The 13,865-nt window shown below is 37.7% G+C and carries 18 protein-coding genes and 2 tRNA genes; 9 read left to right on the forward strand and 11 right to left on the reverse strand.

Annotated elements, in window-relative coordinates; translation table 11 throughout:
- Positions 1 to 9 precede the first annotated feature (9 nt).
- The 11 genes from nhaC to H5161_RS11025 all read right to left on the reverse strand — a co-directional run bounded on the left by nhaC (position 10) and on the right by H5161_RS11025 (position 8,516).
- Positions 10 to 1,473 carry a Na+/H+ antiporter NhaC gene (nhaC, locus tag H5161_RS10975; RefSeq protein ID WP_002961908.1) on the reverse strand — a complete coding sequence of 488 codons (1,464 nt, stop codon included), beginning with the start codon at positions 1,471 to 1,473 and terminating at the stop codon, positions 10 to 12.
- Positions 1,474 to 1,654: 181 nt separating this feature from the next.
- Positions 1,655 to 3,679 carry a carboxy terminal-processing peptidase gene (gene prc / locus H5161_RS10980; RefSeq protein WP_154903037.1) on the reverse strand — a complete coding sequence of 675 codons (2,025 nt, stop codon included), beginning with the start codon at positions 3,677 to 3,679 and terminating at the stop codon, positions 1,655 to 1,657.
- 26 nt (positions 3,680 to 3,705) lie between these two features.
- Positions 3,706 to 4,356 carry an RNA chaperone ProQ gene (proQ, locus tag H5161_RS10985; protein WP_002961909.1) on the reverse strand — a complete coding sequence of 217 codons (651 nt, stop codon included), beginning with the start codon at positions 4,354 to 4,356 and terminating at the stop codon, positions 3,706 to 3,708.
- A 15-nt stretch (positions 4,357 to 4,371) separates the two neighbouring features.
- Positions 4,372 to 4,650, reverse strand: coding sequence for a hypothetical protein (locus H5161_RS10990; protein WP_002961910.1), 279 nt, complete (start codon positions 4,648 to 4,650; stop codon positions 4,372 to 4,374).
- Positions 4,650 to 5,108, reverse strand: coding sequence for a GAF domain-containing protein (locus H5161_RS10995; protein WP_002961911.1), 459 nt, complete (start codon positions 5,106 to 5,108; stop codon positions 4,650 to 4,652). The genes H5161_RS10990 and H5161_RS10995 overlap by 1 nt, the downstream gene beginning before the upstream one ends.
- Positions 5,109 to 5,236: 128 nt before the next feature.
- Entirely contained in the window at positions 5,237 to 5,617 is a 381-nt protein-coding gene (locus H5161_RS11000; RefSeq protein ID WP_002961912.1) for a hypothetical protein, read from the reverse strand.
- A 173-nt stretch (positions 5,618 to 5,790) separates the two neighbouring features.
- Positions 5,791 to 6,039 (reverse strand): hypothetical protein, encoded by a 249-nt coding sequence (locus H5161_RS11005; protein ID WP_182769276.1) that lies wholly within the window; start codon positions 6,037 to 6,039, stop codon positions 5,791 to 5,793.
- Between the two features lie 13 nt (positions 6,040 to 6,052).
- Positions 6,053 to 6,865, reverse strand: a complete 813-nt coding sequence (locus H5161_RS11010) for a CPBP family intramembrane glutamic endopeptidase (protein WP_154903035.1) — start codon at positions 6,863 to 6,865, stop codon at positions 6,053 to 6,055.
- A gap of 118 nt (positions 6,866 to 6,983) precedes the next feature.
- Complete coding sequence (locus H5161_RS11015; RefSeq protein WP_259398691.1) at positions 6,984 to 7,880, reverse strand: LytTR family DNA-binding domain-containing protein; 897 nt, start codon at positions 7,878 to 7,880, stop codon at positions 6,984 to 6,986.
- Between the two features lie 371 nt (positions 7,881 to 8,251).
- Positions 8,252 to 8,342 (reverse strand) — tRNA-Ser (locus H5161_RS11020).
- Between the two features lie 83 nt (positions 8,343 to 8,425).
- Positions 8,426 to 8,516: transfer RNA gene (locus tag H5161_RS11025), tRNA-Ser, on the reverse strand.
- A gap of 251 nt (positions 8,517 to 8,767) precedes the next feature.
- Here H5161_RS11025 and H5161_RS11030 point away from each other — a divergent pair.
- The 9 genes from H5161_RS11030 (at position 8,768) to hflD (ending at position 13,853) form a co-directional block, all read left to right on the forward strand.
- Positions 8,768 to 9,433, forward strand: a complete 666-nt coding sequence (locus H5161_RS11030; protein WP_008133668.1) for a Bax inhibitor-1/YccA family protein — start codon at positions 8,768 to 8,770, stop codon at positions 9,431 to 9,433.
- A 55-nt stretch (positions 9,434 to 9,488) separates the two neighbouring features.
- The gene (gene tusD / locus H5161_RS11035; protein WP_182692960.1) at positions 9,489 to 9,836 is read left to right on the forward strand and encodes a sulfurtransferase complex subunit TusD; all 348 of its coding nucleotides are present in this window, start codon (positions 9,489 to 9,491) and stop codon (positions 9,834 to 9,836) included.
- Entirely contained in the window at positions 9,833 to 10,189 is a 357-nt protein-coding gene (gene tusC / locus H5161_RS11040; protein WP_182696472.1) for a sulfurtransferase complex subunit TusC, read from the forward strand. Before tusD ends, tusC begins: the two co-directional genes overlap by 4 nt.
- On the forward strand, positions 10,186 to 10,452 hold the full coding sequence (locus H5161_RS11045) for a DsrH/TusB family sulfur metabolism protein (protein ID WP_008133664.1): 267 nt from the start codon (positions 10,186 to 10,188) through the stop codon (positions 10,450 to 10,452). Before tusC ends, H5161_RS11045 begins: the two co-directional genes overlap by 4 nt.
- Positions 10,453 to 10,455: 3 nt before the next feature.
- Positions 10,456 to 10,785: a TusE/DsrC/DsvC family sulfur relay protein gene (locus H5161_RS11050; RefSeq protein ID WP_182736315.1), complete on the forward strand. Its 330-nt coding sequence runs from the start codon at positions 10,456 to 10,458 to the stop codon at positions 10,783 to 10,785.
- Entirely contained in the window at positions 10,785 to 11,471 is a 687-nt protein-coding gene (locus tag H5161_RS11055) for a pseudouridine synthase (RefSeq protein WP_138489139.1), read from the forward strand. Before H5161_RS11050 ends, H5161_RS11055 begins: the two co-directional genes overlap by 1 nt.
- Positions 11,464 to 11,904, forward strand: coding sequence for an NUDIX hydrolase (locus H5161_RS11060; RefSeq protein ID WP_182752049.1), 441 nt, complete (start codon positions 11,464 to 11,466; stop codon positions 11,902 to 11,904). Before H5161_RS11055 ends, H5161_RS11060 begins: the two co-directional genes overlap by 8 nt.
- Positions 11,905 to 12,150: 246 nt before the next feature.
- Positions 12,151 to 13,251, forward strand: a complete 1,101-nt coding sequence (gene mnmA / locus H5161_RS11065) for a tRNA 2-thiouridine(34) synthase MnmA (protein WP_002962705.1) — start codon at positions 12,151 to 12,153, stop codon at positions 13,249 to 13,251.
- Entirely contained in the window at positions 13,251 to 13,853 is a 603-nt protein-coding gene (gene hflD / locus H5161_RS11070) for a high frequency lysogenization protein HflD (protein WP_182769277.1), read from the forward strand. The genes mnmA and hflD overlap by 1 nt, the downstream gene beginning before the upstream one ends.
- Positions 13,854 to 13,865: the final 12 nt, after the last annotated feature.

A 13,865-nucleotide genomic window follows, 5' to 3' on the forward strand; every position in this document is an offset into this window, starting at 1 on the left:
TGCTTAAAATTAGGCAGATTGTTTTGGCTTAATACGTAAAATTTTAATGCCTAAGTAGGCATAAACAACCGCTAAAACAGGGTTAATTAAGTTAAAGAAAGCGTAGAGTGCATAATCAAAAGGGTTTATAAGTAAAACGCTTTGCATGTATGCGCCACACGTATTCCATGGAATTAGTGGGCTAGTAATTGTACCGCCATCTTCCAATGTACGAGATAAGTTAACAGGCTTCAAACCACGTTTTTCGTATTCATCTTTAAACATACGTCCCGGTACAACAATCGCTATATATTGATCGGCCGCTATTACGTTAGTTCCTATACACGTAGCTATTGTCGCCGCAATTAACGACCCCGTGCTTTTAGCTATTTTAAGTATACTTTTTACGAAAATATCCAAAAGACCTGTTTTTTCCATAATGGCACCAAACATCAGTGCAGTCATAATCAGCCATGTAGTTGTAAGCATACCAGCCATACCGCCACCGCTGAGTAAGGAATCCATCTTATCATCGCCGGTACTTATGCTAAAACCATCAAAGAAAGTAGTCCAAACAAGTTTGAAGTAGCCAACTAGCTGTCCTTGAGAAACATCAATTTGGCTAGCAATTAGATCAGACTGAAACAACATAGCCCAAACAGCGCCCACAACAGCACCAATTGAGATAGCAGGAAATGCTGGCATTTTTTTAATAGCTAAAACTAAAAGTACGATTAACGGGATCAGCATTTCAAAACCAATATTAAAGTTTTGCTGTAAAATAGCCGTTATTTCATCAATGCGCCCTGCTTCGCTTGAAGCTGTTGCATTAAAGCCCATGAATATAAATATAATCAGTGCAATTACAAAACTTGGTACTGTCGTCCACAGCATATGTTGAATATGCTCAAACAAATCAGCGCCAACAACTGCTGGTGCTAGATTGGTTGTTTCTGACAGCGGGCTTAGCTTATCACCAAAGTACGCGCCAGATATAACTGCACCTGCGGTTACTGTTTGCTCAAGTCCAAGACCCGTAGCAACACCCAATAAAGCAACACCTATCGTAGCAGCCGTGGTCCAAGAACTACCAATACTCATTGCTACAATGCCACAAATTAAACAACTCGCTGCATAAAACCAACTTGGATTTATAACTTGTAAGCCATAATAAATTAGAGTTGGTACAGTCCCAGAAAGTAGCCAAGTACCAATTAATGCACCTACCATAAGTAAAATTAAAATAGCACCAAGTGAAAGCGTTATGCCTTCTATCATAGCTTGTTCTAATTTTTTCCATGTGTAACCGTTTTTAAGACCAATTAAAGCCGCTGCAAAAGTGGCAAATAAAAGTGCTATTTGGTTAGGACCGGATGAAGAGTTGTCACCGAATAAGTATACAGCCGCGCCAAGTAAACAGATTAATACAGAGATAGGAATTAATGCATCAAAAAACGAGGCAGGCTTGATTGGTTTATCTTCCAATGGCTTCAAAATAGAGACTCCTACACACACTTGCTGTGTGTTTAATTATTATTTTTAGCACGTAAAGCGCATTAATTGAGCGTCATTAATCCAGCTCAACTTTATGTAATCGAAGATTATAACAATTTAGTAAATTTTAGGTAGTAAAAAAGGCGCCAATGCGCCTTTTTTACAGAGGTAAAACCAGTTATTACTTTTTAGCTATACGACCATAATTAATATAATCTTGAGTAATTAATGCAGCCTCTTCCAAAAATGGGTCAAGCTCTTCAATTACTTCTGGTATATCGTCTAAGTTTTCTACCGGATCTTTACCTAAACGCTTAAGACGTTCGTTAGTACGTACAAGTGCACGTGCTTCACCTTCGTCTTTTTCTTTAATACGGTCTGCTTCAACTAAAGAGATAGTTTTACGGTCTTTCTCTTCGTTGTATAAGGTAATGTCATTAAATACATAACCAAATTCTGGCTCTGATTTAATTCGTACTTCGTGTTGTTTTTCAAGGTACGTAATAATAGGGGTTAAATTACCTAGTTTTTTATATTTCGCTTTAACAATGCTGTCCCAAGGAAGTGCATTATCTTGCTTACTTTCGCCCCACTGTGCAGGATCAATTGCTGATGGAAACGAAATATCAGGGATAACACCTTTATGTTGCGTGCTACCACCGTTAATACGATAAAACTTAGCAATAGTATACTGTACACTACCTAACGCATTATCGTATAGGTCATAAGCACGGCCTAAGCCTTTGTGCTGCTGTACAGTACCCTTACCAAATGTTTGCTCACCAATAATTACAGCGCGACCGTAATCTTGCATTGCTGCTGCGAATATTTCAGAAGCAGATGCACTGTAACGATCAACTAACACAGTTAAAGGGCCGTCATAGTAAGTTATACCATCACGATCTTTTTGCTCTTCTATACGGTTATTTAAGGTATGAATTTGAACAACTGGGCCTTGGTCAAAAAATAAACCTGACAATTGTGTTGCTTCATATAATGAACCACCACCATTTTGGCGCAAGTCGATAATAATACCATCAACCTTTTCTTCTTTAAGCTTAGCAAGTTCTACTTTTACATCTTTCGAAAGATTATTGTAAAAGCCAGGAATTTCAATCACCCCAATTTTACTTGTTAAATCAGAATATTTTGCTTCAAATACTTCTGATTTAGCCGCTCTATCTTCAAGTCGAATTTTATCGCGAGTGATTTCTACAACTTTCGGAGCGCCATGAGCATCAACACCTTTTAAATACTGTAAACGTACTTTAGTCCCTTTAGGACCTTTAATTAAATCAACTACGTCATCTAAACGCCAGCCAATTACATCTACAAACTCTTCGCCATCTTGAGCAACACCAATAATGCGATCATCAGCTTTAATTTGATCTGTTTTATCTGCAGGGCCTCCCGGCACTAAGCTGCGAATAACGGTGTAATCTTCATCAGGGCTTAATACGGCACCAATGCCCTCAAGCTCTAAGTCCATATCCATTTTGAATTGCTCTGCACGACGTGGCGATAAATAAGACGTATGCGCCTCAATACTGCGTGCTAGCGAATTCATAACAATTTGAAAAGCATCTTCTGAATTTGATTGTACTAAACGTTTTTCTGCATTTTTGTAGCGTTTGGTCAGCACCTCTTTAATGCCTTCCCAATCTTTACCCGTCATTTTTAAACGCAGTGCGTCGTACTTTACACGCTCACGCCAAATTTCATCAAGCTCAGCTTGTGACGCAGGCCATGCTGAATCTTCACGGTCAAAAAAGTATTCATCTTCTTTATCAAACGTCATCTCTTTTTCAAGCAGAGTAAGTGAATACTCGTAACGTTCAAAACGGCGTTTAAGACTTAAGTTAAAAATATCAAACGTAAAGTCTAATTTACCGGTAGTAATAGCGTTATCAAAGTCATCACGATATTGCTCAAATGAGGCGATATCGCTGGCTAAGAAAACGCTTTTATTAAAATCAAGGGATTCGATATAACGATCGTACACTTTACTAGAAAGCTCATCGTTAAATCGAACCGGTGTATAGTGTGAACGAGCAAATAAGCTAGCCACTCGTTTGCTAGCAGTACCATGTTGACTCTCTTGCTTGAGCTGGGGTAAATCGTCAATAGTGACGGCTTCTACAGCAGCAAATAATGAACCTGAAAACAGGGCAGCAACTAACGGAATGAGCGTAAACTTTTTACTCATACACAACTCCTTAATTTATTTACAACTTAAACAATGTATAAGCTGTCAGCTTTGGTTTTAACTTGCATACCTGTTACTAACTCAACATGAACATCATCTTTGTTCACTTCAGTTATTACTGCATTTACAAGTGCTTGGCCAAGTTTAACCTTAACCTTATTATTAACCTTGACCTCAGTTGCTGGCAAAGGTTCAATTTTTCCTGAACGCTTAGCCGGCGCTGCTTTAGCAGGTTTGTTAGCTGCAGGAGCGTTTTTATCGCCTGGTTTGCTAGCATGAGCTGGTTTTTTCTTGAAAGATTTAGAATCAGAATCTTGGCGAGGACGCTGTTGTTTTTTGCGTTTAGCCATTTTAGCGCGGCTTTCTTCCAATGCTTTTTGTGCATGGTCGATATGCTCTTGCTCAACTTTTTCACCTTGATTACCATCAAGATCAATACGAAACTCTGACTTAGTCACAGCTTCTAAATAACGCCAGTTAGACGTGTATTTTCTAAGCGCTTGACGAACTTGAGTCTTACTTACTTTTTCAGACCCTTCAATACGCTCAGCAATATCTTTAAAAATACCTACTTTAAGCGGCTTGATGCCATCTTTTTGTTTAAAACATTGTGGGAATTCTTGATATAAAAATTCCAACACTTCATTAATATCTTTTAGCTTGTTTGTGGTTTCCATTTTAGAACCTATTTTTCACATCTTTTCATCAAGGGACGAATCGACGTAGTGTGTTACCCAGTCGACCAACTCTTCGAAATCGGCTTCTATAACAGCCATATCACCTCGAAGGTGTTCCCAAATACCATTAATTGTTTCATCAATAAATTCACATTCTGAATCATCTGGAAGACGATCCCATGCAATATGAATCAAATCATTGAGCGTTTCCGCTACATGTTCTTCTTCGCCTTCCCAATCGCCGACATCTTGTACAGCAAATAGGTAGTCTTGAACATTTAGCAAATCTTTCATTACAAGCTCGCCTCTAAGCATTTTACTAATGCTTCTAGACCGGCTTTATCGTCAGCATCAAATCGACCAATACTCGGACTATCAATGTCTAGTACAGCAAATACTTTACCATGTTTCATGATAGGTACAACTACTTCAGAATTAGACGCTGCATCACAGGCTATGTGGCCGTCAAAAGCGTGAACATCTTCAATTAATTGTGTTTCTACGGTTGCCGCAGCAGTTCCGCATACACCTTTTCCTACTGGAATACGAATGCATGCAGGGTTACCTTGAAACGGACCAAGTACTAATTCAGTAGGAGAATCCATAAAGTAAAAGCCCGCCCAATTTACATCCTCTAAAGAGGTAAATAACAGCGCGCTTATGTTTGCCATATTGGCAATTACATTGGATTCACCAGCTATCAGCGATTCAGTTTGCTTAACTAATGACTGGTAAAAATCGTGCTTTTGCATACCAAACTACTTCTTATTAAACATACAGTAGCTAAAGGTACTCTTTGTCGTGAAAAATTGGAACCTTTTGGAGGTAAAAAAAAGGAAATCACACCGTTTATCAGTGCGCTTGGTTAATAATGCTGCGATTATTTTTTTGCCGTTTTACGAAGACCAAACAAAAACAGCCCAGCAGCGAATGCTGACATTACACTATTGATCAAAAATATCTCCCCTGTTGTGGCACTTAATAAGTAACTAAATATCGCTCCGCCTAGTAGTCCAAGAGTTAATACCCCTGAATAATTAACTTTAGAATACTTAAACATGAGTAAATACCCAGGCACAACAAAAGCAGCCATTGTTAAGCCTACTATGTGTGCATTTGATATAGCAGTCATTAATAAGGTAAGAAATATTGATACAAACTCGCCTTCAAGCGTAAGTGAGTAATAAACACCAAGTAAACTGCCTACAATAACAGGCGATAATAACGAAAGCCCTACGCTTTTTGCTAGCTGATGTTTCATTTAAAATCCTTAATACACAAATCTAAATTCTATGTATAAAGCATGCACCAAGATCTAAAGGTTAGAAACAGAGACTATGGTCGTAATTTATGATTAAAAATAAACCTTATTGCAGTATGAGCCTATTACTTTATTAATAGGCTCATAAGTTTGGGTCACACTTATCAAAATGCTTATAACTTAGCTATTTTATTTGATAACTCAAAGTGGCGAGATGTTACTATTTCCTCAAGCACTGCCACCCTTTTGCTCAACATCGCTGTTTGTTCCTCTAATTTTGTTATCTTGTTATTATTATTTAGTCCTTTAAATTTTGCGTGCGCTGCCATTATTGTAGTTTTATAGGTGAAATAACGTTTAGTAATAGTAAGAATCAAAAAGGGTGAGCTAAATATAATTATTACAATAAATAATTCTAGCATGGTCGTTTCCCACTCAGTTTAAGTTAGCTTGTTGCGTGTAAAGGCCATTTTTAGTGCATTGAAATAATTTTGATAATGTAACTTCGCGCTGCTTTCCTCGTCGAATTAGCATCTCAACATACACAATACTTAACACAATGGCTGTTGCTTTAAATAAGTTACCTTGTAGATCACCTACTGCGCCACCCGACATACCAAATATTCCGTAAGCTGCATTCATAAAAATATGCATCCACATAGGAAACCAAATACGATAACCACATTCACAATATAGCCACGCAAACCATGTACCTGCTACAGTAGTGATTGCAACCGCCATCAAAGCAGAAATCGCATCATTGCCTTGATAAATATGGCCCAGACCAAATATTACTGAACTAATTAATGCCGCAGGCACAAAGCCCCATCTACAATATTTAAATAAAACACCAAACAATGCAGCCCTAAAAATTAGCTCTTCAAAAAAACCCGCATAAACTGAGCCAGTTATTATTGCTGGTATTGATAGGTTAAGTTCATCACTCAAAAATCCATAACCTATTGCCATAGGAGTACAACAAATAATTGCTGCAAGTGCATAGTTAATAAAACCAGAGGAATTGAGCCCTATAGTTTCAAAAGGCTCACTTTGTTTAAACAAAATAATAGCCGCAATAACTAACGGTCCATATAAAAAAGTATATTTAGCGGGGGTAAATAAAATGCCAGTCAGATTATCAAGTTCAGACAACCAGCTAGACCAACCTTCTCCCCAAAACTGCCTCATTACATAGTGGCAAAATACAAATATAGAAATTATTACAAATGCCTTGATAGCGTATTTCATATCTACTTTTCTCGTTAAGTTGTAAATTTCAACTTAATCTTGGCAATAGTAAAAATACAAAGCGACCTATTAGGTCTCAATTACAAGACGAGGTATAAAGCCCATGTTTTAGGGGGGATTAACATGTTTTTGGGATTAATGACAAAGCATCTTTTATTACTTTTACATAAGAACGAGACACAGGAATTTTAATATCAATTGTATGTAGCGATAATTGCAACCCTCCAGCATTACCACTGTAGTGTTGAATGTTTTGCAGGTTGACCGCATAAGAACGGTGGCATCGTAATATAATTGTTTTTTCTGGAAGCTGCTTTAATAAACCGCTAAGAGATACACGTATTAGTTTACGTGAAGTTGAAGCTCCTTCTTGTATTGTTATTTCACAATAATTGTCTGAAGATTTAATAAATAAAATATGGTGAGGAGCCGTATTAATTTCGTCGTTTTTGTTATCGCCTTTGAGAGTAATTGTCTTTAACTCAACTTCTCTCAACTGCTCTTGAGCAACGCTAACTGTACTTGGCTTAGTTAAATCTATTACATGCCTATTTACCACAAGTAAAAAAATAAGAGGAAATACACCAATACAAAAAATATACCCTACAAAAAGTAATTGATTCTGCCAATGCCAAGATCCAAGTACAGCAACCACAAAATACCCATGATTGAATATCGCAGTAATTAAAATATATATGATAGGAATAATAATTAAACGGTTTAATTTACTTAGCTTAAACTTAAGTAACACTATTTCTATGAAACCTGACAATAGCAAAGCACAAAAGGTTACTAACCCATAGCCAAAAAGCCGCAGAAACTTGTAAGACTCGGTATCGCTTGAAGTGCCAAAAGGTTGAAATACAAAAAGTACAAAAAGCGTTATAAACGAAAACATGACGGCACGATATACAACTAACTTTCTCGAATCTAGATCATCTTTGAGCCACAACATCCTATTTTGCATACCTTTAATCCACCAATATTTAAAAATAACACACATTAATATGTGCATTCCAACTCATTTAAAGTTTTTTGTGATGGTCGTTTTATTAAAAACAAAAATAGGAAGAGAACATCAACGTTTTTTAACATCAGAAGATGATGTGTGAGCAACTCTATCTGCTTTTAAGGTTTTACTAATAAGAGATAAGAGATGTAATACCAATTCGCTTAATTAAGTGATCTATTTAGAGGGCGGAAAAACGTGTTTACAGCTAGGCAATAAATTCGCTATTTAGTTGTTCAAAATGAGAATTTTTTAACGCAGGGAGCGACACGTTTAGCCCCGCAAAATGATTAAGTATTATTGCGGGTTGGTATAAGTGTACTGATTTTGTTCCAAACACAAAAAAGCCCGCTAAATTAGCGGGCTATTCTGTTATATGGTGGAGAGATAGGGATTTGAACCCTAGATGGGCTATAAACCCATGCCGGTTTTCAAGACCGGTGCATTCGACCACTCTGCCATCTCTCCGATACTGCTAAGTTAAAAGTAAGAGTGTACTAATAACTATTTAAATGAATGATATTTTAATTACCACACACTTATTAAATAAGTGGTGGAGAGATAGGGATTTGAACCCTAGATGGGCTATAAACCCATGCCGGTTTTCAAGACCGGTGCATTCGACCACTCTGCCATCTCTCCGCACGGCCTGCATAATAGGGAAACCCATCCCTTTTGTGAAGCTTTTTTTTAAATTAATTGTTTAAGTGCCTAAAAAACAATTAATTTGTTTAAAGTTAAAACAAAATGTTTTTAATTTAGCCGTCAATATACTTTTATTTAAATATTTAACTCTATTGATCTACAAAGGTTTGCCCAAACATATAAGAGTTGGTAATCTAATTTTAGTTAAATTATCGAAACACACACGTTTCACTTAAAGGAGCTCTACAATGGCGTTTAATCAATCGTACAATACCGCGAAACCGGTAATGTCTACCATTGAAACAAACAAGGTACTTAAAAACACCTACTTTTTACTAGCTATGACACTTGCATTTAGTGCAGTTACAGCCGGTATTTCAATGGCACTACAATTACCTTACTTTATGGGAATTGTGTTTACACTCGTTTCGTTCGGTTTATTATTTGTTGTAAATAAAAAAGCAGATACAGCATCTGGTGTATTTTGGGTGTTTGCTTTCACAGGTTTAATGGGGGCAGGCTTAGGTCCATTGCTTAACCATTATGCTGCATTACCTAATGGCCCAATGCTTATTATGCAAGCCTTAGGTTCTACAGCGCTTATCTTTTTTGGTTTATCTGCTTATGCACTAAATACTAAAAAAGATTTCTCATTCATGGGTGGCTTTTTAACTGTTGGCTTAATCGTTGTGATTGTAGCAAGCATCGTTAATATTTTTATTGGCAGTTCATTGATGTTTATGGTGCTTAATGCAGCAGTTGTACTGATTATGTCTGGTTTGATTTTATTTGATACAAGCCGAATCATAAACGGTGGTGAAACTAACTACATTCGCGCAACTGTGTCTTTATACCTAAGCGTATATAACTTATTTACTTCTTTGCTTGCTCTACTTGGCGCAAGTGATGACTAATTAAATAGTTCTGTTAAAATAGCCCCTTTATTGGGGCTTTTTTATTGGAATTGTTTTGGCACGCTTTGTTCTTTCATTACATACACCACCATCCGATCACGATACCACGCAACGCATAGTTAAATTTGCGAATGCATGTTTAGCCCAAGGGCACACCATTGATGCTATTTTTTTATACCAGCAAGGTATTTATCATGCATCTACCCACTTTGATTTATCCTCAGACGAACTTCAAATTTCAGCACTTTGGCAGCAACTCGCTGATCAAAATTTAATGCTGTGTGTTACCGCCGCGCAAAAGCGCGGGTTAGATATTAAAAACACAGGTGTATTTAAAGTCGCAGGGTTAGCTGAATTTGCAATGCTTGCAAGCGACGCAGATAAATGGGTGCAATTTAAATGATAAACGTATTAGTAATGAGTCAGTGCAGCCCATTTGACGATTTAAATATTCGTGATGCACTAGATATGACATTGATATTTGCTGCTGTTGATCAAAATGTAAGTTGGTTGTTTAGCGGCCCCGCCGTTTTAGCTTTAAAAAAGCATCAGCAACCAAACAATATTGGCTTAAAAGACCTTTTTAAAAATATTAAAACACTCGAAATTTATGATGTTGAAAACATTTTCGTGTGTGAAAAATCATTGCTTGATTATGGTTTAAATAAACATGATTTACTCATAGAGGCAAAAGCTCTTAACTTTAGTCAACAACAAACACTAATTAAAGCGCAGCAACATGTGGTGAACCTATGAGTACGTTACATATTTTTTCAAAGCCGCTTAACTATTACTCGGCAAATCAGCTTGAGAATTTAATTTTATCAGGCGATAAGGTACTACTTGTTGGTGATGCCTGCTTTGCAAAAAAACAATTTAGGCAATTTGCAGATACACTGTTAATACTTGAACAAGACGCGCAAGTACGTGCAATAAAATTAGCAGATAACGATAAAGCAATTAGCTATGAAGACTTTGTGGCACTCACTTTATCAACTAATCAATCAATTACGTGGTAACTCATGCTTGAATTTAACAACCAACAGATTGAAACCGACAAACAAGGCTACTTGCTCGACCATACTTTATGGTCAAAGGAGCTGGCGCCTGTAATTGCTACTCAAGAAAACATCATACTTAGTGAGCAACACTGGGAAGTCATTAATTTTGTTCGTGATTTTTACATTGAATATAACACCAGCCCAGCAATTAGAATGCTTGTAAAAGCAATGGCTAAAGCACTCGGTGAAGATAAAGGAAATAGCCTTTATTTATATAAATTATTTCCTAAAGGCCCAGCCAAGCAAGCAACAAAAATTGCCGGATTACCAAAACCAGCTAGGTGCATATAATGAGAGCTAAATCAGGCAATAATCAAGCAACACAAGCCAAGCCAAAAAGAAGTACTGGGCGTACTTATTCACGCAGTGCACTTAACAAAACGCCATCTGGTAAAAGAGAAATAAAGCCGCAGATAGCATCTAAAGACAGAAAAATTGTGTTATTCAACAAGCCGTTTGATGTGCTATGTCAATTTACGGATGACGCAGACAGAAAAACGCTTGCAGAGTTTATACCTATTAAAGAAGTTTACGCAGCAGGAAGGTTAGACAGAGACAGTGAGGGTTTATTGCTTTTAACAAACTGTGGGAAACTACAAAACACCTTAACTGCTCCTGATAAAAAAACGAATAAAACCTACTGGGCACAAGTTGAGGGTGAACCAACGAGTGAATCAATTAATGATTTATGTAATGGCGTAGAACTTAAAGACGGGCTTACACTCCCCGCTAACGTTAAAATAATTGATGAGCCAACAATTTGGGCGCGTAATCCCCCTGTACGCGAGCGAAAAGCAATCCCTACCACTTGGCTAAGTATTACCATTAATGAAGGTAGAAACAGACAAGTTCGTCGAATGACCGCGCATATTGGACACCCTACACTTCGCCTCATCCGCTATAGCATTGGCAACTATACGTTGGATGATATTAATTGTGGTGAATACAAAGTAATTAAGGGCGTAGTTGATGCATAAACCGCATGTCACGGTTGCAGCAATAGTAAAAAAGCAAAATGAGTTTTTACTTGTAAAAGAGCGCGATAAATTTACAAAGCAAATTTGTTACAATCAACCTGCGGGTCATTTAGAGCAAAATGAGACACTTGCACAAGCTGCAAGCAGAGAGCTACTAGAAGAAACAGGCTTAGCGCTTGCGCCTATTGGTTTTTTAGGTGTTTATAATTTGCATGCCGATAACGCAGTGCACTATTTGCGATTCTGCTTTTTATTTGAAGCACCTAATAATATAAAAGCACCAACACCAATAGATTCTGACATTATCAGCGCTAACTGGCATACATTAGAGCAAATAAAATCATTACCGCTTAGGAGCCCTTTAGTGCTCAAGTGTGTTGAAGATAGCTTAAGCAAAAAGGCTTTGAGATTAGATACAATTTACGACGACTAAATTATAGTTTCCTCCACTAATCCCTAGTTTATGTTTTTGAGGAATTTGAAAGTATCGATTTTTCATCAAAAAATCGATAAATAAATTTATATAATACTTCGTAAGGTTACTTTGCTATTTGTTATACAAATAAAATAGTGACAAATTATGTCCTTTGCCGCCCTACGCTCTTTAAGCACAAACAAAATACATGCTATAATCGCGGCCTTTCCAAGTTAACAGCAATCTGTATAAGCGAAATTATTCATGAGCGAAAATAGTCACATTAAAGTCATTGTTGGCATGTCCGGCGGTGTTGATTCTTCTGTATCTGCATATTTATTACAACAACAGGGCTACCAAGTAGAAGGCCTGTTTATGAAGAACTGGGAAGAAGACGACAATGATGAATACTGTGCCGCCGCTGATGACTTAAAAGATGCACAAGCCGTGTGCGACAAATTAGGCATTGAGCTTCACACAGTAAACTTTGCTGCTGAATACTGGGATAATGTATTTGAGTACTTTTTAGCAGAGTACAAAGCGGGTCGTACGCCAAACCCAGATATAATGTGTAATAAAGAAATTAAATTTAAAGCCTTTTTAGAATTTGCGGCTCAAGCACTCGGTGCTGACTTTATTGCAACCGGACACTACGTTCGCCGTGAACTTCGCGATGACAAATACGTAATGTGTCGCGGACTTGATAACAATAAAGATCAAAGCTACTTCTTATATACCCTAAGCCATGAACATATTGGCCAAACGTTATTCCCTGTAGGCGATATCGAAAAACCAGAAGTGCGCCGCATAGCAGAAGAACAAGACCTAATCACTCACGATAAAAAAGACAGCACCGGAATTTGCTTTATCGGTGAGCGTAAATTTAAAGACTTTTTACAAAAGTTCTTACCAGCGCAACCTGGCGTTATCGAAGACACTGACGGTAATAACGTAGGCGAGCACGAAGGCTTAATGTACCACACACTTGGACAACGCAAAGGCTTGTTAATTGGTGGTATGAAGGAAGGTTCTGGCGAACCATGGTACGTAGTTGATAAAGATTTAGAACGTAACGTACTTGTTGTTGGCCAAGGCAAAGATCACCCTCGCCTATACAGTAATGGTCTTAATGCAAACCAATTACATTGGGTAGACCGCGTTGGCCCTAAAGGTACCACTCGCTGCACAGTTAAAACACGTTACCGCCAAGAAGACTTAAGCTGTACCCTACTTGTAGGTGAAGACGGCATGGCTCGTGTATTATTTGATGAACCACAAAAAGCAGTTACGCCAGGTCAATCTGCTGTATTTTATGCAGAAGATGTGTGTTTAGGTGGTGGTATTATTGACTCGGTGATTAAGTAATGAATGAACACCAAGTCATGGCGCTTGCCGCCATGTGCCAGGTTGCTAAGCAAGTTCAAAAAATTGCCCAGTACGGCAGTAATAATGAGCACGACTTAGAAGTATTACTTTCAAGCATTATTCAAACATCACCGGCATCGCCAGAAGATGTTTACCAAGGTACTGACAACTTACGTGATGGCTATAAAACATTAATGGCGCAGCTAACTGCTGGCGCTCAAAAAGATGTTGAAATAGTAAAATACGTAGGTGGTTTGATGCAGCTTGAGCGAGCACTAAGTGCAAACGACAAAAGCTTAAACGAATTAGGCAAACGAATTGATGATATTCATCGTCGTTTAGATCATTTTGCTATTACCGACGAGAGCGTTGTTGCCGGTTTAGCAGATATATACTCGTCGGTGCTGAGCCCCCTTGGGCACCGAATACAGGTTTATGGTAAACCCGAGTTATTAAAACAGCAGCTCACTCAAAATAAACTCCGTGCGTTATTATTAGCCGGCATTAGAAGTGCAGTATTATGGCGACAAATGGGCGGTAAACGCCGTCACTTTTTCTTTGCAAAAAGAAAAATACTCGCCATTGCTAAAACAAAAATTTAACTATCGTTCAAA

It is taken from the genome of Pseudoalteromonas sp. SG43-5, assembly GCF_014164345.1.
Classification (GTDB): Bacteria; Pseudomonadota; Gammaproteobacteria; order Enterobacterales; family Alteromonadaceae; genus Pseudoalteromonas; species Pseudoalteromonas distincta.

Coding starts and splice junctions, on each gene's coding strand:
- prc (WP_154903037.1), bottom strand. CDS start 3,679: ATGAGTAAAAAGTTTACGCTCATTCCGTTAGTTGCTGCCCTGTTTTCA.
- hflD (WP_182769277.1), top strand. CDS start 13,251: ATGAATGAACACCAAGTCATGGCGCTTGCCGCCATGTGCCAGGTTGCT.
- H5161_RS10990 (WP_002961910.1), bottom strand. CDS start 4,650: ATGAAAGATTTGCTAAATGTTCAAGACTACCTATTTGCTGTACAAGAT.
- H5161_RS11045 (WP_008133664.1), top strand. CDS start 10,186: ATGAGTACGTTACATATTTTTTCAAAGCCGCTTAACTATTACTCGGCA.
- H5161_RS11060 (WP_182752049.1), top strand. CDS start 11,464: ATGCATAAACCGCATGTCACGGTTGCAGCAATAGTAAAAAAGCAAAAT.
- H5161_RS11030 (WP_008133668.1), top strand. CDS start 8,768: ATGGCGTTTAATCAATCGTACAATACCGCGAAACCGGTAATGTCTACC.
- H5161_RS11010 (WP_154903035.1), bottom strand. CDS start 6,865: ATGAAATACGCTATCAAGGCATTTGTAATAATTTCTATATTTGTATTT.
- H5161_RS11000 (WP_002961912.1), bottom strand. CDS start 5,617: ATGAAACATCAGCTAGCAAAAAGCGTAGGGCTTTCGTTATTATCGCCT.
- H5161_RS11015 (WP_259398691.1), bottom strand. CDS start 7,880: ATGCACATATTAATGTGTGTTATTTTTAAATATTGGTGGATTAAAGGT.
- H5161_RS11005 (WP_182769276.1), bottom strand. CDS start 6,039: ATGCTAGAATTATTTATTGTAATAATTATATTTAGCTCACCCTTTTTG.
- tusC (WP_182696472.1), top strand. CDS start 9,833: ATGATAAACGTATTAGTAATGAGTCAGTGCAGCCCATTTGACGATTTA.
- H5161_RS11055 (WP_138489139.1), top strand. CDS start 10,785: ATGAGAGCTAAATCAGGCAATAATCAAGCAACACAAGCCAAGCCAAAA.
- proQ (WP_002961909.1), bottom strand. CDS start 4,356: ATGGAAACCACAAACAAGCTAAAAGATATTAATGAAGTGTTGGAATTT.
- mnmA (WP_002962705.1), top strand. CDS start 12,151: ATGAGCGAAAATAGTCACATTAAAGTCATTGTTGGCATGTCCGGCGGT.
- H5161_RS10995 (WP_002961911.1), bottom strand. CDS start 5,108: ATGCAAAAGCACGATTTTTACCAGTCATTAGTTAAGCAAACTGAATCG.
- H5161_RS11050 (WP_182736315.1), top strand. CDS start 10,456: ATGCTTGAATTTAACAACCAACAGATTGAAACCGACAAACAAGGCTAC.